At 54.3% G+C, this 22227-nt stretch carries 17 protein-coding genes; all 17 read right to left on the reverse strand.

Annotated features, from left to right (window positions below; genetic code table 11):
• Nucleotides 1-3: 3 nt before the first annotated feature.
• Nucleotides 4-1737 (reverse strand): lipid A export permease/ATP-binding protein MsbA, encoded by a 1734-nt coding sequence (msbA, locus tag ACI3UA_RS06760; RefSeq protein WP_439724054.1) that lies wholly within the window; start codon nucleotides 1735-1737, stop codon nucleotides 4-6.
• Nucleotides 1737-2888 carry a lipid-A-disaccharide synthase gene (gene lpxB, locus ACI3UA_RS06765; RefSeq protein ID WP_439724055.1) on the reverse strand — a complete coding sequence of 384 codons (1152 nt, stop codon included), beginning with the start codon at nucleotides 2886-2888 and terminating at the stop codon, nucleotides 1737-1739. The genes msbA and lpxB overlap by 1 nt, the downstream gene beginning before the upstream one ends.
• 68 nt (nucleotides 2889-2956) lie before the next feature.
• Nucleotides 2957-3766 (reverse strand): LpxI family protein, encoded by an 810-nt coding sequence (locus ACI3UA_RS06770; protein WP_439724056.1) that lies wholly within the window; start codon nucleotides 3764-3766, stop codon nucleotides 2957-2959.
• 165 nt (nucleotides 3767-3931) lie between these two features.
• On the reverse strand, nucleotides 3932-4777 hold the full coding sequence (lpxA, locus tag ACI3UA_RS06775; RefSeq protein ID WP_439724057.1) for an acyl-ACP--UDP-N-acetylglucosamine O-acyltransferase: 846 nt from the start codon (nucleotides 4775-4777) through the stop codon (nucleotides 3932-3934).
• Nucleotides 4778-4942: 165 nt separating this feature from the next.
• Entirely contained in the window at nucleotides 4943-5380 is a 438-nt protein-coding gene (fabZ, locus tag ACI3UA_RS06780; protein WP_154406187.1) for a 3-hydroxyacyl-ACP dehydratase FabZ, read from the reverse strand.
• 31 nt (nucleotides 5381-5411) lie between these two features.
• Nucleotides 5412-6260, reverse strand: coding sequence for a UDP-3-O-acyl-N-acetylglucosamine deacetylase (gene lpxC, locus ACI3UA_RS06785; protein WP_439724058.1), 849 nt, complete (start codon nucleotides 6258-6260; stop codon nucleotides 5412-5414).
• 65 nt (nucleotides 6261-6325) lie between these two features.
• Nucleotides 6326-7240, reverse strand: coding sequence for a lysophospholipid acyltransferase family protein (locus ACI3UA_RS06790; protein WP_439724059.1), 915 nt, complete (start codon nucleotides 7238-7240; stop codon nucleotides 6326-6328).
• 339 nt (nucleotides 7241-7579) lie between these two features.
• The gene (gene lpxD, locus ACI3UA_RS06795) at nucleotides 7580-8608 is read right to left on the reverse strand and encodes a UDP-3-O-(3-hydroxymyristoyl)glucosamine N-acyltransferase (RefSeq protein ID WP_439724060.1); all 1029 of its coding nucleotides are present in this window, start codon (nucleotides 8606-8608) and stop codon (nucleotides 7580-7582) included.
• A gap of 27 nt (nucleotides 8609-8635) precedes the next feature.
• Complete coding sequence (locus tag ACI3UA_RS06800; protein WP_439724061.1) at nucleotides 8636-9079, reverse strand: OmpH family outer membrane protein; 444 nt, start codon at nucleotides 9077-9079, stop codon at nucleotides 8636-8638.
• A gap of 22 nt (nucleotides 9080-9101) precedes the next feature.
• Nucleotides 9102-10172: a hypothetical protein gene (locus tag ACI3UA_RS06805; RefSeq protein WP_439724062.1), complete on the reverse strand. Its 1071-nt coding sequence runs from the start codon at nucleotides 10170-10172 to the stop codon at nucleotides 9102-9104.
• A 105-nt stretch (nucleotides 10173-10277) separates the two neighbouring features.
• Nucleotides 10278-10742, reverse strand: coding sequence for an OmpH family outer membrane protein (locus ACI3UA_RS06810; protein WP_439724063.1), 465 nt, complete (start codon nucleotides 10740-10742; stop codon nucleotides 10278-10280).
• Between the two features lie 105 nt (nucleotides 10743-10847).
• On the reverse strand, nucleotides 10848-12176 hold the full coding sequence (locus tag ACI3UA_RS06815; RefSeq protein WP_439724064.1) for an acylphosphatase: 1329 nt from the start codon (nucleotides 12174-12176) through the stop codon (nucleotides 10848-10850).
• Nucleotides 12176-14113 (reverse strand): BamA/OMP85 family outer membrane protein, encoded by a 1938-nt coding sequence (locus ACI3UA_RS06820; RefSeq protein ID WP_439724065.1) that lies wholly within the window; start codon nucleotides 14111-14113, stop codon nucleotides 12176-12178. The genes ACI3UA_RS06815 and ACI3UA_RS06820 overlap by 1 nt, the downstream gene beginning before the upstream one ends.
• 64 nt (nucleotides 14114-14177) lie before the next feature.
• Nucleotides 14178-14732 carry a hypothetical protein gene (locus tag ACI3UA_RS06825; RefSeq protein ID WP_439724066.1) on the reverse strand — a complete coding sequence of 185 codons (555 nt, stop codon included), beginning with the start codon at nucleotides 14730-14732 and terminating at the stop codon, nucleotides 14178-14180.
• A 136-nt stretch (nucleotides 14733-14868) separates the two neighbouring features.
• The gene (locus tag ACI3UA_RS06830; RefSeq protein WP_439724067.1) at nucleotides 14869-15501 is read right to left on the reverse strand and encodes a sigma-70 family RNA polymerase sigma factor; all 633 of its coding nucleotides are present in this window, start codon (nucleotides 15499-15501) and stop codon (nucleotides 14869-14871) included.
• 22 nt (nucleotides 15502-15523) lie between these two features.
• On the reverse strand, nucleotides 15524-19951 hold the full coding sequence (locus ACI3UA_RS06835) for a translocation/assembly module TamB domain-containing protein (protein ID WP_439724068.1): 4428 nt from the start codon (nucleotides 19949-19951) through the stop codon (nucleotides 15524-15526).
• A gap of 257 nt (nucleotides 19952-20208) precedes the next feature.
• Nucleotides 20209-22227 (reverse strand): LTA synthase family protein (locus ACI3UA_RS06840; RefSeq protein ID WP_439724069.1); only part of this gene is annotated, 2019 nt, incomplete at its 5' end.

A 22227-nucleotide genomic window follows, 5' to 3' on the forward strand; every position in this document is an offset into this window, starting at 1 on the left:
TCCTTACATAGCTTCATTCTGGCGGAACTGAATGTTGTACAGATTGCTGTACAGCCCGCCTGCCGCCAGCAGTTCCTCGTGAGTACCATGCTCACGCAGATGGCCGTTTTCCACCACAAAAATCTGGTCGGCATTAAAAATCGTGGAAAGACGATGGGCGATTACGAAGGACGTCCTGCCCACCATCAGCTTATCCAGTGCATCCTGCACAATCTTTTCGCTCTCGGTATCCAGCGCCGAGGTGGCCTCGTCCAGAATCAGCACCCGCGGATTCTTCAAAATCGCCCTGGCAATAGCAAGGCGCTGGCGCTGGCCGCCGGACAGGTTCAGCCCCCGCTCACCCAGCCTGGTGTCGTAGCCCTCCGGCAAATCCTTGATAAACTCCTCCGCATTGGCCGCCTTTGCCGCGGCCACCACCTCTTCATCCGTAGCCTCCAGACGCCCGTAACGGATATTCTCCATGACGGTAGTGCTGAACAGCATGGTTTCCTGTGGCACCAGGCCGATCTGCTCCCGCAGGGAATCCGCCGTCACCTGACGGATGTCATGGCCGTCGATGGAAATAGTGCCGCTGTCCACATCGTAAAAGCGCGGAATCAGGTTGGCGATAGTGGACTTGCCACTGCCGCTCGGGCCTACCAGGGCAATCATCTGTCCCGGCTCCGCCTTGAGGGAGATATGCTGCAGGGCAGGCTGTCCCTCCTTGTAGGAGAAGGTGATATCCTTGAACTCCACCTCGCCCTTGATAGGCGGCAGAGGCTTTGCCCCCGGCACATCAATAATCTTCTCATCCAGATCCATTACGGCAAACACGCGGTCAGCCGCCGCCATGGCCTTCTGAATGGCCGCATAGACGCGGGAAAGGCGCTTGACAGGATTGGCAAGGTTCACGGCATAGGTCAGAAACGCCACCAGCTCACCGGCGGTAATCACCTCGTTGACAACCTCATAGCCGCCGAACCAGACAATAAAGGTAACGGCAATAGCCGCCAGAAATTCCACCGTCGGCGTCAGCAGGCTGCTGAGCTTCACGTTCTTCATGGCCGCCTGGAAATTCTTCCAGTTCTGCTCCTCAAAACGCCTGATTTCATAGGTTTCACGCACAAAGGACTTCACCACCCGGATGGCGGAGATGCTTTCCTGCAAGAGGGAGGTAATCTCTGCCGCCCGCTCCTGAATAACCGTGCTGGAACGCTTCAGCTTGCGCCCGAAAATCTTCATGGCAAAGCCTACCAGCGGAATGGTCATCAGCGTCAGGAGGCTCAGCTTCCAATCAAGGTAAATCATCATGGCCAGTGAACCAATCAGGATGGAGCTTTCCGTCACCAGCTCTATGAGATTGTCCACAATGGCGCTCTGCATGGCCGCCACATCATTGGTAATGTAGCTCATGACCGTGCCGGTCTGCTGCCTGTCATAGTAGGACAGGGGCATTTTCTGGAACTTCCTGAACAGCACGCTGCGCACGTCAATGATGACCCGCTGGCCCACATAGGACACCAGATAGCTCTGCCCGTAGTAAAATACGCCGCGGGTAAACATGACCACCAGTATGCCTACCGCAATCAGGTTCAGCATCAGCATATCCTTGGACATCAGCACATCGTCAATCATGTCCTTGATAATCCACGGCAGGTAAAGATTGGCACCGGCCGCCATGATGATGCACACCACTGCCGCCGCCAGCCGCTTCTTGTACGGTTTTATATAAGCCAATAGGCGCAAATAATTCTTCATCAAATATCCCCCGTCCTGCCGTATTTCTCCGCAGCCGCCAGAATCCTGCCCGCCACACGCTCAGCAGCCCCCGGCTCCCCCAGCCTGCCAACAGCTTCCTTCAGCCCGGACACAACCTGTTCCCTGTAGCCCGGCTCTGCATAAAACCGCCGCGCCGCCTGAAAAACCTGCGGCCCCGTCACCTGCTCCTGCAGCAGCTCCTGCTGGACAGCCCTGCCTGCCAGAATGTTGGGCAGGGTAAAATGCTCTATCTTCACCAGCAGCCTGCCGATGGCGTAGTTCAAAGGCGCCATGCGATAAAGTGCCACGCAGGGCAGCCCCATGATGGCCGCTTCCAGCACCACCGTGCCGGAGGTGGCGATGGCAAAGCTGCAGATATTCATCAAATCATAGGTTTTGTCGTGGGTGAAGCACAGATTCACGCCCTTGCCGGAAGCCATTTTTTCCAGCACGGACTGATTGATTCCGGCTGCCACCGGCACGAAAAACTCCAATGAAGGCCGCTCCGCCTGCAAAAGCGCGGCAGCCTCCAGCATGGCCGGAAACAGCAGCTCAATCTCCTGCTTTCTGCTGCCCGGCAGCAAAAGTACCGGCTCCCCCTTGGAGGACACCTGAAAATAGTTGCGCGCCTCACTGACGCTCATAGATGATTTTACCGTATCAACCAGGGGATTTCCCTGAAAGGTGATATTTGCCCCTGCCGCCTGATACACAGGCAGTTCAAAAGGAAAAATAGCCGCCAGCTCGTCAGCAAGAGCCGCGCATTTCTTCGCCCTGCCCTTGCGCCACGCCCAGGCCGAAGGCGGGATATAGGAAAAGACCGGAATTCCCAGGGCCTTTGCCTTTGCCGCAAGCCGCCAGTTGAAATCCGGATAATCAATCAGCACCAGAAGGTCAGGCCTTTCCTCGGCCATGAAGGCCTGCAGCCTTTTCAGGAGGCCCAAAATCCGCCTGAGATTCCTGATGACCTCCCACACACCCATTATACTATATTCCCGCATATCTGCACATAGGCGAACCCCCGCCCCGGCCATTTTCGGGCCGCCAAAGCCCACCAGCTCAACGTCCGGCTGCAGCTTTTTCATGGCACGGGCAAGGCTTTCCCCGTGCAAATCACCGGAGGCTTCCCCGGCCGACAGCATTATCTTCATAAAATCCCTCGAAAAAACACACAAAAGACGCGAGAATACAAAGCCGTATCCGCCGCGTCCAAAGTCTCTTATTCCATTGCTACAACAGCAATATCGTGAGCCTCAGCCAAAGCTACTACCTTATCCTGTTCTACCAGCAGCGTCCTGCCTGCTTCAATCACCAATGCCGAAGCCCCCACTTCTATCATAATCTCCATGGTTTTCACGCCGACAGCCGGCACATCAAACCGCAGATCCTGATTCGGCTTGGCAGTCTTGGCCACAACGGCGCCGCCACGGGCAAGCTCGCCGCCACGGCGGATGCAGGCGTCAGTGCCCTCGATGGCCTCCAGCGCCATAACAGCCTGCTGCTTGACCACCACGGTCTGCCCCACATCAAGCCGGCCCAGCTCCCGCGCCATCCTCATGCCGAACTCCATATCCTGAAGCTCCTGCTCCGTAGGCTGGCGCTTCGTCAGCACGCCCGGCTTCGGCATCAGGGAACGGATGAGGGCCGTCTGGTCAAAGGCCTCCAGCCCGTCCTTGGCCAGCTCCTTGACAAAAGCCAGCATCAGGGTATCGTCCTTGCGGTCAGGCAGGGTAAAAATCAGCCCCAGCATGCGCATATCGGGAGCCGCATGCTGGCCGCTGTACAGAAGCTCCTTGGTGACCTTGCCCAGCATGGTGACCTGGGTTACGCCCTTGGATTTCAAATAATCTATAATCGCCTGCAGATGAGCCACGCTGATGTCCGTATAGTCAGCCACGCAGTCCTTCAGGTCCGGCTCCACCCCCGGAATAAGCCCCACTGCATACACCTCGTAGCCCATGGCCTTTGCCGCCCTGGCGCATTCCACAGGCAGCCTGCCTACACCTGCCAGCAATCCAATTTTTTTCATAAAAGCAACCATCCTCCAATGAATGAGCTTGCACAAATCAACCCCGGCAGCATGGCTGTCCCCCCAAAAAACACGCCCGCACCCGCGGGATAGCAAGGGCTTTCTCCGGGGACATGGCACGCCGCCTCACTGCCGTGCCAGCACCTTCCGGCACGGACCAAACCTCTATTCCTCCGGCTCCCCGTCGCCCTTCTTCTTGTCGCCGCTATGGCCGGTCGGGCGGCAGATGCCGCGATCTGCATTTCTGAGGAACTGCAGCATGTGCTCAACCTCCGGGCAGGAATCAACTTCCTGCTCGATGGCCTCAATAGCTTCACTGAGGCGCAGTCCCGAGCGGTACAGCAGGCGGTAGGCCTGCTTGATGCTGCGGCGGTTGGCCGGCGCAATGCCCGCCCTGGCGATGCCCACGCTGTTCAGGCCGCAGGCACGGGCCGGAAAGCCGTCAACGATGGTGTACGGCACCACATCATGAATATTTCTGGACATGCCGCTGATCATGGACTGCTTGCCCACCCGGACAAACTGGTGCACACCGGCCTTGCCGCCGATAATCGCCCTGTCCTCAACTACCACATGCCCTGCCACCATGGCCGCATTGGCCATGATAACGTTGTTGCCCAGCACACAGTTGTGCGCTACATGCACATAAGCCATCAAAAGGCAGTCATCACCGATGCGTGTATATTCGCCCTCACCGGTAGCCCGATGAATGGTGCAGAACTCGTGCACCTTGGTTCTGTCGCCAATAACCGTGTAGCTCTTTTCCCCGGCAAATTTCAAATCCTGCGGCTCCTCGCCAATGGACGCACCCTGAAAAATATGGCAGTCCCTGCCAATCCTCGTCCAGCCCGTGATGACCACGCTCGGGCCTATGATGGTCCCCTCGCCGATTTCCACGTTTTCACCAATCACGGAAAAAGGCCCTATCTCTACATTTTTGCCAATTTTGGCACTTGGATGAACCACAGCAAAATTATGTATCCTTGCAGTAACATCAAAGTTATCCGCCATTTATCCCAACTCCTTTAGTACCCCCGAATCAGCCTATCGTCAGTACACCTAATATCCTACATACAGTCACCAGCCACCTCGCAAAAGCTGACTGTTATATTCCTTTATATTCAGCTGTTTTTACAGGAATACTAAATTTTTCTCGCAATAGCTTGCTTTTTCAGCTCAATCCTCCGGTCTTTGCAGGGCGAAGGTAAAGTCGGCCTGGGCGGCCAGCACATCATCCACATAGGACTCCGCATGAAGCTTGCCATAGTCGCCATGCACCTTCAGAAGGTTTGCCTTCATGATCATCTGATCCCCCGGCACTACCATTTTCTTGAACTTGATGTTGTCCATGCCGCCGAAAAGGGCAATCTTGCCGCGGTTCTCCTCCGGATAGAGCATGGCAATGCCGCCTACCTGGGCCATGGCCTCCAGAATCAGTACGCCCGGCATGATGGCCTTATGCGGAAAATGCCCATGGAACTGCGGCTCATTATAGGTTACGTTCTTGATGCCCACCGCGGATTTGAACGGATCAATCTCAATGATGCGGTCAACCAGCAAAAAAGGTGCGCGATGCGGCAGAATCTTCTTTATCTCATCAATTTCCAATACCATATTTAAAAACCTTCTTCCATCTTAATATCACTTATTTTCCACATATATTGCTTCCAAGCTCCTGCCTGAGCAGCTTGGACATCATCGTATTCAAGGCATGGCCGGACTTGACGGCAACAAAGTGTCCCTTCACTATGCCTGCCAGCCGCAGATCCCCCACCAGGTCCAGTATCTTGTGGCGCACCAGCTCATCCGGATAAATGAGAGGATTCATCCAGCCCTCATCGTTGTAGACAATGACGTTTTCCAGCGTACCGCCCAGCCCCAGCCCCATTTTATGCAGGGCCTCAACCTCTGCCTCATAGGCAATGGTTCTGGCGGCGGCCACCTCGCTGCCATAGACCTCCGGCGTAATCTCATAATCCCCATACTGGATGCCAATCAGCGGATGGGGATTGATGGAGGTAAAGCTCACCCGGAAGCCATCGTAGGGCAGCGCCAGAACAAACTTGTCCCCGTCGTCCACCCTGTAGAGCCTGTCCACCACTATCTCATGGCGCTCTGCGTCAAGCTCCCGGATACCGGCCTCCTGAATGAGCCGGAAAAACTCCCCGCTGCTGCCATCGGCCACCGGCGGTTCCTCCGCATTGATAATCACCTGCACGTTATCCACGCAGGCCCCATGCAGGGCAGACATCAAATGCTCAATGGTAAACATCCTGATGCCGTTGTCCTCTATGGTGGTCGCCCGCATCGTCGAGGTCACATTCTCAGCCCTGGCCTCTACCTGCGGCCGCCCCGGCAGATCAGCCCGCACGAATACGATGCCCGTACCGGCCTCCGCAGGCCGCAGCTCCATGGCAACCTCCCTGCCGGAATGCAGTCCAACGCCCGTATAGCTGACAGCGGAGGCTATAGTCGTCTGTAATGCCAAATTCATCCCTCCCTTATATTTGTGCTTATCATATTAATATTATCACATTACCGTGAATATGTCACTTGATTTTAGTCCAGACCCAGGGAACGCACAGATTTCCAGCGGTCATGGAGCCAGAACCAGTCCTCCGGATACCTTCTTATCTGCTGTTCAAGGATATTCACCAGCTCCTGCATGGTACGCCTGATGTCCTCCTGCTTGTTCCTGGTCTTTTCCACATAAATCGGCGGAAAAATAGTGATGTGATGCCCGCCGTCGGGACGATGCCGTATCTGCCCCGGAAAAATCGGCGCATTCTGGAACCTGGCCAGCGTGGCCGGGCCGGTGACGCAATTGGTCTTGCGCCCGAAAAAGTCGAGGATGATGCCGTCCTTCAGGCTTGGATCCTGATCCATGATGAGGCCGATCAGCCAGCCTTCCTTAATCATCTTGAACATCTCGCGGACATCGGAGCTGTATGTTATGTGCATGCCGGACAGCTCACGGTACTCGATGATAAACCTGTCCGCCTGATGATTTTTCTGCTTCTTGGCCACGCCTACCAGCGGCACGCCGTACTGGGCAAGGGCCGCCCCCATAATCTCCCAGCTGTCGCTGTGGTTGGTGGCAATGATGCCGCCCTGCCCGGCCTCTATGGCCGCCTGCAGATATTCCAGTCCCTCGATGGAGACGTGCTGCTGCATGCGCCCCTCCTTCACCAGCTCCGGATAGCGCAGGACCTCCATGACCATGGGGCCGAACTGCACCCAGGAAGCCCGCACGATACGCTCCGCTTCCTTTTCATCCGTTCCCAGACAGCGCATCACGTTTTCAATGCCCATTTTCTTCCTTTTTCCCGGAACCCCGTACCAGGTCAGCCTGCCCAAAAAATTGCCGGCACCAATGCATGCAGCCATGGAAAAACGGCAGGCCAGCCAGCTCAGCGCCTTCAAAAACCAGTACATCTCATCAACCCCCAGCACTCGCAAAATCACTACCACCATTTTACACTATTTTCGGGCAAAAAAAAATACTCCCCCGGGAGTACTTTCACATTGAAGCAGGTGACAACACAAAAATAATCTCACCACTAAATATCTACTGTTCAGACCAAAAAGTAAGGGGTGCAGCATGTACCATCAGACCTCGTCAGAAATAATTATATATCGGCACGAAGAAAATGGTATGACATGTACCAAAAGAAAACCCTTATTGCGCCTCGGTGCTTAATGATTTGCAAGCCGCAGGCGCAGCAAGAATTTAGCACCGCTAGGCACAATGTGGAGCGCGAGCGTGTTTTCGTTGGTACTGTCATACCATCGCACATTATATACAATAAAAACTTATTTTTCTAATGCCGCCAGCTTCTTTTCCAGCGCCTTTACCTTCTTTGCCATGTCCGTAATCTTCTGCAGATGCGCCTGCATGCGGAGCCACTCCTGATGCGGACGCGCCGGGAAGCCTGCATAGAACACGCCCTCCGGGGTGTTGCCGATAATGCCGCTGCGGGCCGCAAAAACGGAATTGCCGCCGATGCTGATATGCCCCACCGTGCCGGTCTGTCCCCCAAAGGTGACATTCGGGCCGGAGGTGGTGGAACCGGAAATGCCGGTCTGGGCGACAATCAGATTGCCTGCCCCGATCCTGCAATTGTGGCCGACATGCACCAGATTGTCAATCTTGGTTCCCTTGCCGATGACGGTTGAACCGATGGTGGCCCTGTCTATACCGGTATGGGCGCCAATCTCCACATCATCCTCCAGAACCACGTTGCCCACCTGCGGCACCTTGGTATGGACGCCATCCTTGGTGGTGAAGCCGAACCCGTCCGCACCGATAACGGCGGAGCTGTGCACTATCACCCGCCGGCCTACCTTGCAATGCTCGCGGATTGTCGCGCCGGAATAAATCACGGAATCACTGCCAATCTCGGCATACTGGCCTATATAGGTGTGCGGGTACAGCGTTACCCCGTCACCTATGACGGCATAATCATCCACAAAGGCCATCGGCATGATGGTAACGTTCTCCCCCAGCTTTACCTCCCTGCCGATATGGGCCTCCGGGCTGACGCCCTTTTCATGCACAATCGGCGGTGTAAAGGCTGTCAGCAGAATCGCAAAGGCCGCCCTGGTATCCTCTACAAAAACAGCAGGCAGGGGAAAATCCGCCTGCGCCGCCGCTATGGAGGCAGGCAGCAGCACCGCTCCTGCCTGACAGGCAGCCGCCTCCGCTACGTGATTTTCATCCGCGAAGGTAATATCACCGGCACCGGCGCCGGTAATATTGTTCACACCGCTGATTTCGATTTCAGCAGCCCCCTGCAGCCGCCCATTTACCCTGGCCGCAATCTCCTGTAATGTCATAATCATAAAAAATCCCCTCTAAGCATCATCAGCTCACTGTAGCTTCTGGATAACATCATCCGTAATATCAACGCCGCCACTGACAACCACGCCATCCTTGCCATTGCTGTTCACCACGGTATCCAGCTTCTTCTCCTTCACTATGTCATCCATAGCCGCGTCCACCTTGGCCTTTATCTGGGTCGCATACTGCTGCTGTACCCCGGCCGCCTTCATCTGCATCTGCTGCTGGAGCTTCTGCATTTCCTCATCGGAAGCGCCGCCTGCACCGGCCTCCTGGAATTTCTGCTCCGCTTCCTTCTGAACCTCCGCCATCTTGTTCTGCATATCCTGAATGGATTCCTTAATCTGCGGCGCTTCATTCTGGACACGGTTCTGGTCAACATAGCCTACGTTCACCTTGCCGCAGCCGGCAGTAAAAGCCGCCGCACACAGCACCGACATGACCACGGCCGCAATCCTTTTCTTATTCGTCATATTTAAAAGCCTCTTTTCAAAATCACTGCAGTGTTTTCATTTCCTGAAGTATTTCTTCCGTCAAATCCAGCGTATTCACATTCAGTACCGGCAGCAAATCCGGCTGCCATACGCCCATCTGCATCCTTTCATAATCAATACCGCGCAGGCTGTCAGCCGGACTGGACAGAATGACCGTCAGGCCGTGCATGATGGCCAGCTTGGCCGCCCGCCCCGCAATATCATTGTAGATTTTTTCCTGCAGCTGACTGAGCTGAAGCTGCTTCGCTTCCAGCAGGGTCCTCCTCCGGGCGTTGCTGATTTTTTCCTGCACCGGGGACAGGGCCTGCTCCATTTCCCGGGCATTGCGCTCCTGCACAGCCAGCCCCTTTTCAAACTCCTGCTGCTGTGCCCTCTGCCTGTCCTCTGCCTCCAGCTGCCTCAGCTCTGCCAGAGGGCCGGCCGCCTCCTGCTCCATGAGCTTCCGGAAGCGCTCCTCCTGCTCCGCATTCAGCTTGTCCAGTGCCGCACTGCGCTCTCTCTGCAGGCTGTCAATGCGCTCAAGCATCTGCTGAGCCTGCGCCTGCGTAATTCCCAGCACATCGGCGCTGTCCAGCTTGAGGCGCAGATTCAGCACCTCATTCAGATAGGGGCGGCTCACCTCGCTGCGCTCCGCTTCCATCTGCGGCTTCAGCTCCTGCCTTTTCTGCTCCGCCAGGGCATTCAGCCTTTCCACCAGCTGCGAATGCCGCTCAATGGCGTCCAGCCTGTGCTTCTGCCCGGCAGCCTCCGCCAGCAGTTCTTCCTCCGGCTTGATTTCCGGCAGTGCCGCCTTCATCTCCCCGACGGCCAGCTCCGCCTCCAGGCGGCCAATCTCCTGCCGGAGCGTCACCAGCCTGTCATAATCAGGATGCGCCTTCGCCGCCTGCTGCAGATCCAGCACGCCCATGACCGGCGCTTCCGGTACAGTCAGCCGGCTATCCGTCCTGCCGCAAAAAAAATACAGACAGGCTGCGCAAATCAGAACCAGCAGTACAGCGGCACCAGCCAGTATTTTTTTCCTCACGCCTGCATTATTCTCAGCCTGCCGGCTGTCTTCCTGTCCTGCCGCCATAAAACCGCCTCCCGTCTGCCGCCGCATAAGACCCATGCCTGAATATCAAGAAAGTACCGAGCGCCAGAGGAGCTCGGTACTGCTGTCAGCTATGCAATTGCAAAATTACTTGGACAGTTTCTTGATAACGTCCTGAGTAATATCAGTGCCGCCATATACAACGGTTTCCTTGTGGAGAACCACGCTCAGGCCCTTGGCCTCGGCTATAGCCTTTACAGCATCCTCAATCTGCTTGTTTACAGGCTCCATCAGATCAACATTCTGCTGCTGGAGGCGCTCCATGGTCTGCTGATAATACTGCTGCTTCTCCTCGTCGCTCATGTTGGCAGACTTCTCATTGAAATCCTGACGAGCCTGCTCAAAAGCCTTCTGCATCTCTGCATCCACATCAGTGTAAATCTTCAGGGAGGTGAACTGACGGTAATCAACAACACCGACGTTGGAGGAAGCCGCCGCAGATGCAACGCCCGTGCCGGACTGGGTCAAAGCCAGCGCTACAACACTGCCTACGAATACCAATGCAATCAGAACACTGATAATTTTTACCTGAGCTTTTTTTAACTGAACCATTTTTCTTTCTCCTCTTTCTACAATGTAAAATATTACAAATGCATCCGCCTTTTTAAAAAGGCAACTACATTATAGCAAACTCTTATTTTTCCTTCAACAGGGTAACTAAAAATAGCCAATAAATCTCAGCCAGCTGTTATGCTCATCCACCGCATACTCCAGGCTGAGAAAATCGTGCAGCTTGTAGCGTATGCCGTACTCATTGTGGTGATCTATGCCCCTGTACTCATACCGCAGCAGCCACTTGCTGCTGACAGGCTGGACGAAATCCACCTTGACATAATCATCACGCAGGTCATAGCGAAGCCCCAGAGCTGTTCCGGAAGGCAGGATATACCTGTAGCCTACATCCCAGTCCCACCTGACCGACTGCGGGAAAAAATCAAGCTGGGAAAACACCTCGCTCCTTCCCGACAGCATCCTGCCCAGATGAAGCCTGGCCTTCAGGCTGGTATCATGCTGGTTGCCCCAGCTGTTGCCCACATCCGCCCAGCCTTCCAGACGAACCCTGTATATGTCGGAATCAGAACGGCTCATGACCTTCAGCTGCTCGCCGGGCGTCAGGGCCACCCGCGTGGCCACGGACCACCTGCGGCAGTCCTCATCCTGATTCATAACCTCGGACAAATACGCCTCAAGCTCCTGCCGATGCCTTTCCACAAAATGCACCGGCAGGCCGATAAGCCCGTCTACGGCGGCCTGCATCATCTGGCGCTTCGTCAGGAGGCCGGCATTCAGCACGGTGTCCGACCGCATGCTCAAATCCACGGTGCGCACCACCGGCAGCAGCGGATAAAGCACCACCTTAACCCTGGTGTCCCCCGCCACCTGCACATCAAAGTCAGCCTTGAACTCAGGCGCCCTGTCCTGCAGGAACGCCGCCACCTGCTTTTTCAGCAGTCCGTGGGTCCAGTCGGCAGCCGCCACCGGCAGTCCCTGCAGGCTTTCGGCAAAAACCTTCTCCATGCCTGCCGTATCCTGCCTGAGCAGCTTTTCCGCCACCGGCGTCATGCCTTCCACTGCCACATCCACCTGTACCTGCCGGATGGTGTCGCGCCAGGGCACCAGAAAAACCTGTACCCCGGCCGTGCCGGAATCCTCCCGCGGCTCAACAGACACAGCCTCTACGGTATAGCCCACCAGCACCTTGTCAAAGACCTGCAGTATGATATCCTCATACCGGGAGCGGGAGAGGCTGACCTCCGCAAGAGCCCTGCCCTCCAGCAGCTGCTCGGCGATGGCGGACACGCTTTTTTCCATGCGCCGCCTGACAGGCTCGGGCAGGTTGTCCCCCGCCTGAACCTGCACCTGAACAGCCTCCACAACAGGCTGTTCAGGTGCCGCCGCCCCGACAGGGGCCCACAGCCGGCACAGGCTCAGCAGCCACAGCGCACAGAGCAGGCAGCCGGCCCGCCCCGGCCATTTTTTCTGCATCAGAACGTGCCGCCCACGTTAAAGTGAACGCGGTTGCCCTGAGTACCGTGACCGACATCCACGCGGATAAGTCCCAGCGGGGAATCCAGCATTACGCCGACACCGTAGCTGCCATGCAGCTTGGATGGCTTCCAGCCGTCGTCCCATGCCGAACCAAAGTCGGTGAACAGGGCCGCCTTGAAATTCTTGGACAGCGGGAAGCGGAACTCGATGTTGCCCAGCACCATGCTGTTGCCGCGGAACATATCATCACGATAGCCGCGGATGGTATCCTGACCGCCCAGCATAAACTTGGAAACGGTCGGCAGGTTGCTGGTGGAATGTCCGTAACTGCCGTGGAATACCAGTACCTGGTTGCGTCCTACACTGCGGAAAACGGAACCGTCAATGGTGAACTTGTGGTACTTGAAGTCGCCGCCCAGACCGGCATACTCATAGCCCAGCACGGATTTGTAGCCCTCGGTAGGATATATGTAGTTGTCACGCGTATCAGTAATATGCTGGAACTGCAGGGAACGGGTCAGGCCAAAATTGTCCTTCTTCCAATCCTCCCATACGCTCCTGTCAGTACCGCTCTTATGCTTCTCGTACCTGTCATCCTTGTTGCGGAAGGTGATAGCATTGGTGGTATACTCGCTCTGCGGGCGGGAGAAGCCGATATCAAAGCCCACGTTCTTGCGCATGAACTCCTCGACAAAATCCCCGTCCTCGTTATATTCATTGTACTCAAAGGTACGGTTGTAAATCTTGAAGCTGCCGGCGGTTTCCTTCTTGTCAAGCCACGGACGGCGATAGGAGAAAATAAAGCCCTTGGCGCTGGAATCCGTGCTGCTCTTGGTTACAGTCACATTGACGGCATCACCGGTACCGCGGAAGTTGCGGTCACCCAGGCTGATCATGCCCACAAAGCCGTCAGCACTGCTGTAGCCTGCACCGATACCAAATACGCCGGTATTCTTCTCGGTCACATCAACCTCCAGCACGCAGGCATTCGGCTCCACACCGGCAATCGGCTTGACGTCCACGGACTCAAAGAAATCCAGGTTGGTCAGGCGCTGATAACTGCGGACCACGTCGTTCTTGTTCAGCGGCTTGCCTACCTTCGGGCGAAGCTCACGCAGTACAACCTTCTCCTTGGTCTTCTTCAGGCCCTTTATCTTGAAGCCCTCCAGAATGCCCTCATTTATCTTGATGACCAGCTTGCCGTCATCCCCGACCTCCATATCGCGGATTTTGGCCATAATGTAGCCGTCCTTGATATACTGCTTCTGAATGGCGCGGACATCCTCCTTCAGGGCCAGGCGGTTCAGCCTGTCACCCTCCCGGAGCTGCATCCTGCCCAGCAGCTTGCCGGTAGGCTCAATATCCGTATTGCCGGTCAGCTCGATGCTGGAAATCACCGGTGTCTCGAAAAGATGATAGGTAACGATTACACCCTCCGGCACCGTTTCAAAGGTAGGATATACATCGTAAAAATAACCTGTAGCATACAGGCTGCTAGCATCATCGGACAAAAGGCCGCCGGAGCAGATATCACCCGGCTTGGACACCTGAGCCAGCTTGACAGTGCCCATGACATCCTCGCTGACACCCTCATACCTGACATCCACGATGGTGTTGCCCTCGACTGCCTCAATGGCCTTGATTACGTCCTCCTCGGCAGGCTTGGACTCCTCCCAGATATCGTTGCGGGTAGGAGTGACCTCCTTTACCTCCTCCTTGTCCACGGAATCCTCATCCGGCAGATCGACAGAGCCCTTGCCCTCTGTCAGGGCAGGCATATTGATCATGTCGCTCTTGCCGGCATTCAAATCCACGCCAAAGCCTACAGGTGTTTCACTGCCATCCACGGCGGCAAAGGCCGTCTGGCCGCCAAAGCCCACACCCAGGGACAGGGCCACTGCACAGGCCAAATACTTATACTCACTTCTCTTCAAGGATAATACCTCCTAAATTGTTCTCTTTTGTTTATATATAAAAGCTAAAAAGCTATTTATCAGCTTATTCGCGCAGTATGCTGCCCGCATCCTGCATCAGCTTCTGCAGCTCCGTTCCCGGCACCCTGACAGGCCGTTCCTCCTGAACCGGCGGCTGTCCGCCCTCCGTCAGCACAGCCGTCCCGTCCTCCTGACGGGGCGGCATCACCGGCCTCTCATCTACAGGCGGCATCGCCACAGGCTCATGCAGCACAGGCACCGGCCGGATATCCTCTGCAGGCTCCGGCGGCCTGTCATGCCCCATATTCACGGCCGCCTCACCGGCCGGATGCACCATCGGCACCGGCACAGGCGGCGCGGCAGGCTGGGGCGCAGGCCGCAGGTACACCACATACCCCACAGCCACGCACAGGGCCGCCGCCAGCGGCAAAAGCCGCTTCAGCCAGCACAGCCAGCCCCTGCGGGACTTTTTTTCCTGCGCCCTCTGCAGCTCGGCCTGGGCCAGCATCAGGTTGAGATCGCCGCGGATGTCGTTTTCCTGCTCAAGGGAATCCTCCGCCTGATTCAGCCAGCCTTTGGCGGCAGCTATATGATTTCGCATTGTCTTATGCTTATCCATAATATTGCTTCTCCTAAAAAATCACTTACGGATATACTCACATTAAGCATTGCTTTTTCTGCCAGCCGTTTTCTGCAAAATTCAGCCATAAATGGCGATTTTATCTGTTTTTCTCACGATTACTGCCAAAATTGCCCTATTTCCAGTTGTGCATAAATCTGGACAGCATGCCCCGCGCACGGCGGACACCGCTTTTCTGCAGGCGGTATATGTAGGACGTGCTGAGATTCATCTGCTCGGCCACCTCGGAAACCTCATGGCACCTGACGTATATCTGCTCAAGCACCATCTGCTCCCTCTCCGGCAGCCGCCGCATGGCGGACTGCAGCTGGCTGGAAGCCTCCAGAAGCTCCACCTGCTCCGCAACCGCCGTACCGGTATCAGCCAGCAGTTCCAGCCGTGACATCTGTTCCTCACCTGCGCTCTCAAGGCAGGCCACATCCGCACGCCCTTCCTTTTTCAGAAAGCTGTACATGCGCCCCCTGATGCGGTAGGAAGCGAACAGGCTGAACGCCACACCGCGGTTATAATCAAAGCCCTCGACGGCCTCGATCAGTCCCACCGTCCCCTCCTGCAGTACATCCATCAGGTTGTCAAGGCCGCGAAAGGGAGCCGCCGCCTTGAACACCAGCGGCTGATAGGACTCAATCAGCCGCTTTCTGGCCGACTGGTCCCCGTCCTCCTTGTAGGCCCGCCACAAGTCCTGCTCCTCCTGGTACTCCAGCAGCTTTATCTTATTCAGTTCGGATAAATATCTGTCCAGCTGCACCGAAGCACCTCCTCAAAGCCGCCTAGAACGTAAACCTGGCCTCAACACCGGCATAGTAATCATTATCCTGATCCCGCTTGTAGGTAAGATTCACCTTGTCCGACAGCTCATAATCAATACCATAGCTATAGTCATTCGTGGTCATGCTCTGGGTATACTTGATCAGCGCCTTGTCAGAAATATTCTTACCCAATGTGATATTGTACACCTCATAATCATTATTGTCACGATTTTTTTCTGCACTGCTGCCATCCGTACTGCTGCCGAGGTTCTTACTGCCGTCAATGGTATCCCTCTCGATAGTCAGCACATCCAGATTCAGCACGTTGCGCATGGCGGCCTCCACCTCCGACAAAATCGTCATCTGCAGGCCTATATTCAGCATGGAGGCAAATTTACTGCCCTCGCTCCTGTCCGTGTTGTAGTAATCACTGCGCAGGGTCAGAAGCTGGATGATATCCGCCTCCGACATCTTCGGGTTGGACATGAGCCTGAACTTCATCTTGTTAATCAGGCCGTCCAGTGACAAAAAGACGCTGGTCCTGTTGATTTTGGTTCCCGCCCTCAGCACCAGCTTAGGCATCAGGGTACCGGCCTGCCCGAAGGTCATGGAGCCTTCATACACCTTGAAATTGGTTTTCAGGTAGCTGAGACTGCCCTTCTTCACATAGATGGAACCGGAGGTGACAGGCATCCATGTCGTGCCGCCAAAGTAAGCGCCGCCAGCCAGATGCAGATCGCCCAGCGACGGACTGAGGAAGCGGACATTCTTGCCCAGCTCCAGATTGAAGTCCATGCCTGCCAGCGGCATATCGTCCGAGGACTCCGGCAGCTCGCTCGGCAGGGAAATAAGCACATTCTCCAGGAACATGCGCCCCGATACCTTCGGGATGAATCTGCCTCTGCCATCCGGCAGGTCAAGAAACTCCTGCCGCACATTGACATTGGCCGTCACAGGCCCCCTGAATACAGGGCTGTCCACCTCCAGCCCGTCAAGGGCCAGATCAAAGCTGTAGTTATCAGGCATGTGCCCATCCAGATGCACAAAGCCCGTGGCGGCAAAACTGCCGCTGCCCATAGTGCCCCTGCACTGCTCAAGGGTGGCCAGGTTGCCGTTGAACACCAGCCGCATGTTGAAATCCGTCACCGGCTTGGCTACATCGCGAATCTTGAAGGCGCCCTCGGCAACATTCATCCTGCCGGTAACGTACGGCCGTGCCGCCGTTCCCTGCAGTCTCAGACGGCCGTCTGTCGGCCCGACAGCCCAGTCAATATAGTGCGACAGGGTAGGCAGCAGGCTCAAATCCGCATTTTCCAGCGCGAAGGTCACATCAAACTGATTGTTCTCCGTCGGCATGGTTTCACGCAGGGCGGCAAAAGGCACCTGCCCCGAAGCCGTCAGGGAATAGGTCCTGCTGTTGTAGCTCTTGCTGGCAGTCAGCCTCTGAATGTTCACCCTGTCACCGGCCAGCACCAGCTGTCCCTCAAGGCTGTCCAGCGTGGTGCTTTCCACCTGCAGATTCCTTATATCCACCGGGATATTGGCAAATGGCGCAGCGCAGGTGCCGGTCACATCAAACTCCGTATTCAGCGTGCCACCCACCTTTGTCCTGATGCCGACAGCCTCCGTAAAGGCACCGGCGTCCACCGACTTCAAAGCCGCATGGACATTGACATCGCCATCCAGATCTATAGTGCCGCGCAGGCTGAAACTGCCGGACGCACCCTCACGCCCGCTGAAATTATCCACAAAAATCTTCCTGTTGTCCAGCGAAGCATCCACCATCACATCATCCAGCACATAGCTCCCCAGAAAACCGTCCGTTACCACGGCATTGACCTTGACCTCCGGGCATGTCAGCGTACCGCCAATCAGGGCATTGCCGCTGATTGTGCCATTAATGCCGTTGTCGGGCAAGCCCACCGCTGAAACAATGCTGTGAATGTCGCCCTTGTCAACCACCAGACGCCCCCGCATCCGCTGATTGCTGATGTTGGCATTGCCGTTGAAGGTATAGGTGCCGTCCTTCTGCTGGCAGGTCATGTCCTTGAAGAACACGAACCCGTCGCTGTACTGGACAATGCCGCCCACGCCTGTTACCGCCTGTCCGTTGACAGCCAGATCCTGCGCCGACAGCCTCCCCTCAAACAGCGGATTGGCCACGGTGCCGGTCAGCTTGCCGCTGAACCTGGCCTTGCCCTGCAGCGGCATCGGCAGGTATTTATTGTACCGGCTCAGATCAATCTCATGCACCCTGGCATCCAGATTGATATTGGACGCAGGATCTATGGTGCCGTTGAAGTCCACATCCAGCCACGGCGTAAACACATGGAAATCCTGCAGAGTAACCATGCCATCCCTGACAAAATAGTCACCATCCATGCCATTGATAAAAATGCCGTTGTAGCTGCCCTGATAAAAATGGACATAGCCCGTTATATTTGGATTTTTCAACGTACCTGTAATGGTGATGACGTTATCCACATTGCCTGTGAGCTTCTGGTCAGGCGCCACGGCCTGCATGATATCCTCCATGCGGGCGCTGACCGTGTCCACGCGCATATTGATGCCCTTGTCACCCAGAAAGCCCAGCATGCCCTGGGCATACCACTTCGTTTTTTCGCCCTTTTCCATGACAAAATCATTTATCTTGACACCACGCAGGCTGCCTCCGGCAGAACCATGCAGGCGGTCAAAAGGCTGATGATAAATACTGCCGTCGCGGGCGGCATATCTGGCCCGCACCACAGGATTTTGGATATCCCCCTGCATCGTGCCCTTTATGTCAAGGAAGCCCGCAATAGGCGCCTCCGGCACCAATTTATCCAGCAGTGACATGTCGACATTATCGCCATAAAAGGACAAATCAACGCTCTGGTTCAAAACCACACTGCCCTCGATGCCGAAGCGTCCCCTGCCGGGCAGCAGGCAGCTCAGATAATCTATCGTCACCTTGTCACCCTGCTTGCCAACAGAGGCGGACAGCTCGCTGACAGTCAGGCCCTGATATTCCAGCGCACGCCCCTTGAGATTGCCAAACACCCTGATGCCGTCCAGCTGCTCCAGATTCCCGGCAAAGGACACATCACCCGAAATACTGCCCCCGGCAGATGTCAGGCCACTCAGCCCGCCGTCAGAAATGCTCCCACCGGCGGCATTATCCGCCAGCACCGCCAGCTGCCCCGCCTGCAGGCCCTGCAAGCCCGCCGCACCGGTAAAATCGTAGGTCTTGGCATCAAAGGTACCTGTCACGGAAAGCGTGCCGCCCGCCAGACCGGCCGAAGCATGATTGACAACGATCATGCTGTCACCATAGGAAACATCCGCTTTCAGCCCGCTGAATCCGATGCCCTGCACCCGCCCGGAGGCCACCTGCACATCTGCGTCCACGCGGGGGTCGGCCGCGGCGCCCGTAACATGCGCCGTAAATTTCACAGCCCCCTCATAGGGAATGTCCTTGAAAATCACCGTCGGCTCAAAGCCCTCCGAGCTGACAAGCATATCCAGCAACGGACTGCCGCTGTTCATGATTATCCTGCCATGGGCGGCTGCCTGCTGACCACAGGTTTCCGCACTGGCAAAAACGCGGGCCTCCTTCTCGTTAAAGGTGATGAGGGCCTGCGCCTTTTCCACCTTATTTTCACCCAGCAAAACAAAGCTGCCATCTGCCAGCTCAGCCTGTCCGCTGTAGTAAAGCTCCGTACCTGTGCGCTCCCCCGCAATCAGCAGGCGGGACAGCCGCCCGCTGATATCCCTTACCGTATCCTCCGGAATCGTACCGGCAGGAAGATACTGCACATAGTCCGCCAGCTCCGCATCCTGCAGGTCCAGCTGGAAGGTCTGCCGTGCGCCATTGTCCGTATCAACAGTGGCTGAAAGCTGCATGGACGCCCCCTGTTTCTCGCAGGCCGCCCGCAGGCTGACAGCCGGATAAGCGGCCATATCCACATAGCCGTTCACCTTTTCCAGCACAATATCCTGATTGTTATAACGGCTGCGCAGGGTGGAGTCCGCCACGTTTATTTTTGCCGTAAACCTTGTATCGCTTTGCTCATCACTGATAAGGTCCTCATAGTTCCACGAACCGTCATCGCGCTGCACAATCGTCACATCGGCACCGCTGATATCAATAGAGCTGATTCCCTCCGCCGCAGACTTTTCCAGCATGGCAAAAGGGCTGAGCCTGATAATAGCCTCATCCGCATGCGCCAGAAGCTGCTGCCGCTTGTCATAGACATCTATGCCATCCACCTGCAGCTCCCGCCAGGATTTTACCTGCACGGTTCCCAGGCTTATACGGGTATCCAGCGCCGCCGCAGCCATACTGCCGGCCTTTTCCGCCGCCAGGGACATAAACCACTGGGAGGACAGCCCCATAAAAATACACACAAAAACAAGGCAGAGGGCACCCAGTACCCCGCCTGCTATCTTCCAGCCTTTACGCGTCATCCTCTCATCTCCTCGGCATGCCTGTACAAAACCATAAATCCATAAATCCATTAGCCAACAACCGCTACGCAAATATATACAGTATATAATATATACTCCGGCTTCATAAGTAATTTACACAATTATATCACAAATATACATAGCATTTATGAAAAACAGATTAAAAAATTCAACGGTATGCAACATAATCATCACTAAGCTGTTTATGGCAAATTATTAGAGGCCACCCAGACAATAACATCTGAGTGACCTCTGCCCTACGTATTTTTTAGAAAAAGCTCCGGGTGCTTCACCAGCCAATTTGTCATACCAATCAGCATATTGCGCTCACCTTCATATTGCATATCACCATAAATCATATCAACATTCTCTGCGGATTCACCCAACTGCTGATGTATATTGTCATTATAATATCCTATGCAGTCTCTATTCATCCAGCTATATGGTGTCACAACATGATCTATAGTGTCAAACAAGGAGCTCTTAATGCTATAATATTCAAAGCCTTTAGGGGCTATCAGCTCAATCAGCGTAGGTAAAATATTCAGGTGTTCTCCCAAAGACGCATCACCAAACATTCCATTATGGAAATCAGGATGGTGCATGGAAAACGATGTTAAAATACGCTCTCTCAACAATGAGTCATTGCGCGGCAGAATCTCTTTATCAAACGGCGCCACTGCCGAAGCATGATCACCTGTCAAAACAAACAAGCTGTCCGGATAGGTATCGCGCATATCATGAACAAAATCTGCTACAGCCCGGTCAGCGTATAGTATTCCGGTAAACCTCCTCATATCCATGTCACCAGTTTTGAGCCTGCCCAACGGAAGCTGCACAGCTTCCTCTTCCCGAATGCCATATTCCTCATACGGTATGTTATATGGCCCATGATTAGACGTAGTGTATATAAAATGAAGCTCTGGCATTCCTGAAGCTTCCGCCCTGATTTTTTTTGCCAACTGATTCAAAAAAATATGATCATACACACCAAGCCAGGTCTGTGGCGAATCGGCAGGACAAAACTCCGGACCTCCTGCACACACATCAAAACCAACCGCAGGCAAGAAATGTACTAAGCTCCCCCAATTCAAGCCACCACCATACCAAAAATGCGTCTTGTACCCAAGTTTTTTTAATTGCCCGGCGAAATTCGTGGGAATGCCCGCCAGATTACAATTCCAAATATCAACATTTTCATTTAACTCTATATCACAATCATAAATACCCAATAAAAAACTGCTCAAAGATGTCTGGGATATCATTCCCCCCGGCTGAAAACTATTTAATACCACAGCTGTATTTTCCTGACGCAACTTTTTTGTGTATTTCACCACATTCAGCATATCATAGGATTTATCATATAACAGCTGGCAATGGCTTTCTTCCAGAATTACAAATATATGGCCAGGCTTTTTTATTCTTGCCCCTTCCGCCTTGTGCCTGCAAAGGTCTAATGGGTTTTCCCCTGTACTGCCCGTAAAGCCAGGGAGCATTTTCTGTATATCCTGCAATACACTCTTGTCGTCCTTTTTCATAAACTCCGGCACAGGATTTCGCCAAAGTATTTTCAAGGCCACTAAATCATCAACCGTTGCTTTGCCTAAAAATACATCATTTTTGACCTCCGGTGGAACCTCATCCCACTCAGGCTTCAATCTATGGCGAAAAGTACCTCCAAAATTAAACCAATAATACAGCGCTATAGAAAATAAAAAGACACAGGTATAAAAAACATACTGCAACAGATTATTTTCAAAAGTCACAAATGGCAGCAAGGAAAGCTCCTGTATCCAAAGGCCAAGACATGCAGTTAAAAATATATAAGGCAAAAAACTCAATAAAATTAACACGCCATGATTTTGATTGAAAAAAATATCCAGCAAATTCTTCTTATCCGCGTTTTTCCCCAACCAAATATTTCTGTTATAGATGTCGTGAAAATGATAAAAAAATAGCATTTTACCAATAAATGCTGCATAAAGGATAACTAAATACAGTTCAAACCACAATAGTCTTACAGACTTGCCTGCATCATACCATGCACTAAAAAACACTCCGGGTACGGTAGCCACAAGCAGACCAATCAAATAATATCGTGAATTTATATCCATCCCCCACCAAAAGCCATAAGTAAAACACTTTTTAAGTTTTCCCTTGTCCCACTCACTAAACTTACGTGGACCATTTATGTATATAAACAAAAATCGAAATACAGCACATATAACCGGTGGAACTATTGCTAGCCGCAAGTCTTGCTGCCACCCATACCAAAA

The organism is Anaerovibrio sp. (assembly GCF_051866355.1).
Taxonomy (GTDB): Bacteria; Bacillota; Negativicutes; order Selenomonadales; family Selenomonadaceae; genus Anaerovibrio.

What these genes read in the sequence shown, in the direction of transcription:
- msbA (WP_439724054.1), bottom strand. Translation starts at nt 1,737, where the DNA reads ATGAAGAATTATTTGCGCCTATTGGCTTATATAAAACCGTACAAGAAG.
- lpxB (WP_439724055.1), bottom strand. Translation starts at nt 2,888, where the DNA reads ATGAAGATAATGCTGTCGGCCGGGGAAGCCTCCGGTGATTTGCACGGG.
- ACI3UA_RS06770 (WP_439724056.1), bottom strand. Translation starts at nt 3,766, where the DNA reads ATGAAAAAAATTGGATTGCTGGCAGGTGTAGGCAGGCTGCCTGTGGAA.
- lpxA (WP_439724057.1), bottom strand. Translation starts at nt 4,777, where the DNA reads ATGGCGGATAACTTTGATGTTACTGCAAGGATACATAATTTTGCTGTG.
- fabZ (WP_154406187.1), bottom strand. Translation starts at nt 5,380, where the DNA reads ATGGTATTGGAAATTGATGAGATAAAGAAGATTCTGCCGCATCGCGCA.
- lpxC (WP_439724058.1), bottom strand. Translation starts at nt 6,260, where the DNA reads ATGAATTTGGCATTACAGACGACTATAGCCTCCGCTGTCAGCTATACG.
- ACI3UA_RS06790 (WP_439724059.1), bottom strand. Translation starts at nt 7,240, where the DNA reads ATGGTGGTAGTGATTTTGCGAGTGCTGGGGGTTGATGAGATGTACTGG.
- lpxD (WP_439724060.1), bottom strand. Translation starts at nt 8,608, where the DNA reads ATGATTATGACATTACAGGAGATTGCGGCCAGGGTAAATGGGCGGCTG.
- ACI3UA_RS06800 (WP_439724061.1), bottom strand. Translation starts at nt 9,079, where the DNA reads ATGACGAATAAGAAAAGGATTGCGGCCGTGGTCATGTCGGTGCTGTGT.
- ACI3UA_RS06805 (WP_439724062.1), bottom strand. Translation starts at nt 10,172, where the DNA reads ATGGCGGCAGGACAGGAAGACAGCCGGCAGGCTGAGAATAATGCAGGC.
- ACI3UA_RS06810 (WP_439724063.1), bottom strand. Translation starts at nt 10,742, where the DNA reads ATGGTTCAGTTAAAAAAAGCTCAGGTAAAAATTATCAGTGTTCTGATT.
- ACI3UA_RS06815 (WP_439724064.1), bottom strand. Translation starts at nt 12,176, where the DNA reads ATGCAGAAAAAATGGCCGGGGCGGGCCGGCTGCCTGCTCTGTGCGCTG.
- ACI3UA_RS06825 (WP_439724066.1), bottom strand. Translation starts at nt 14,732, where the DNA reads ATGGATAAGCATAAGACAATGCGAAATCATATAGCTGCCGCCAAAGGC.
- ACI3UA_RS06835 (WP_439724068.1), bottom strand. Translation starts at nt 19,951, where the DNA reads ATGACGCGTAAAGGCTGGAAGATAGCAGGCGGGGTACTGGGTGCCCTC.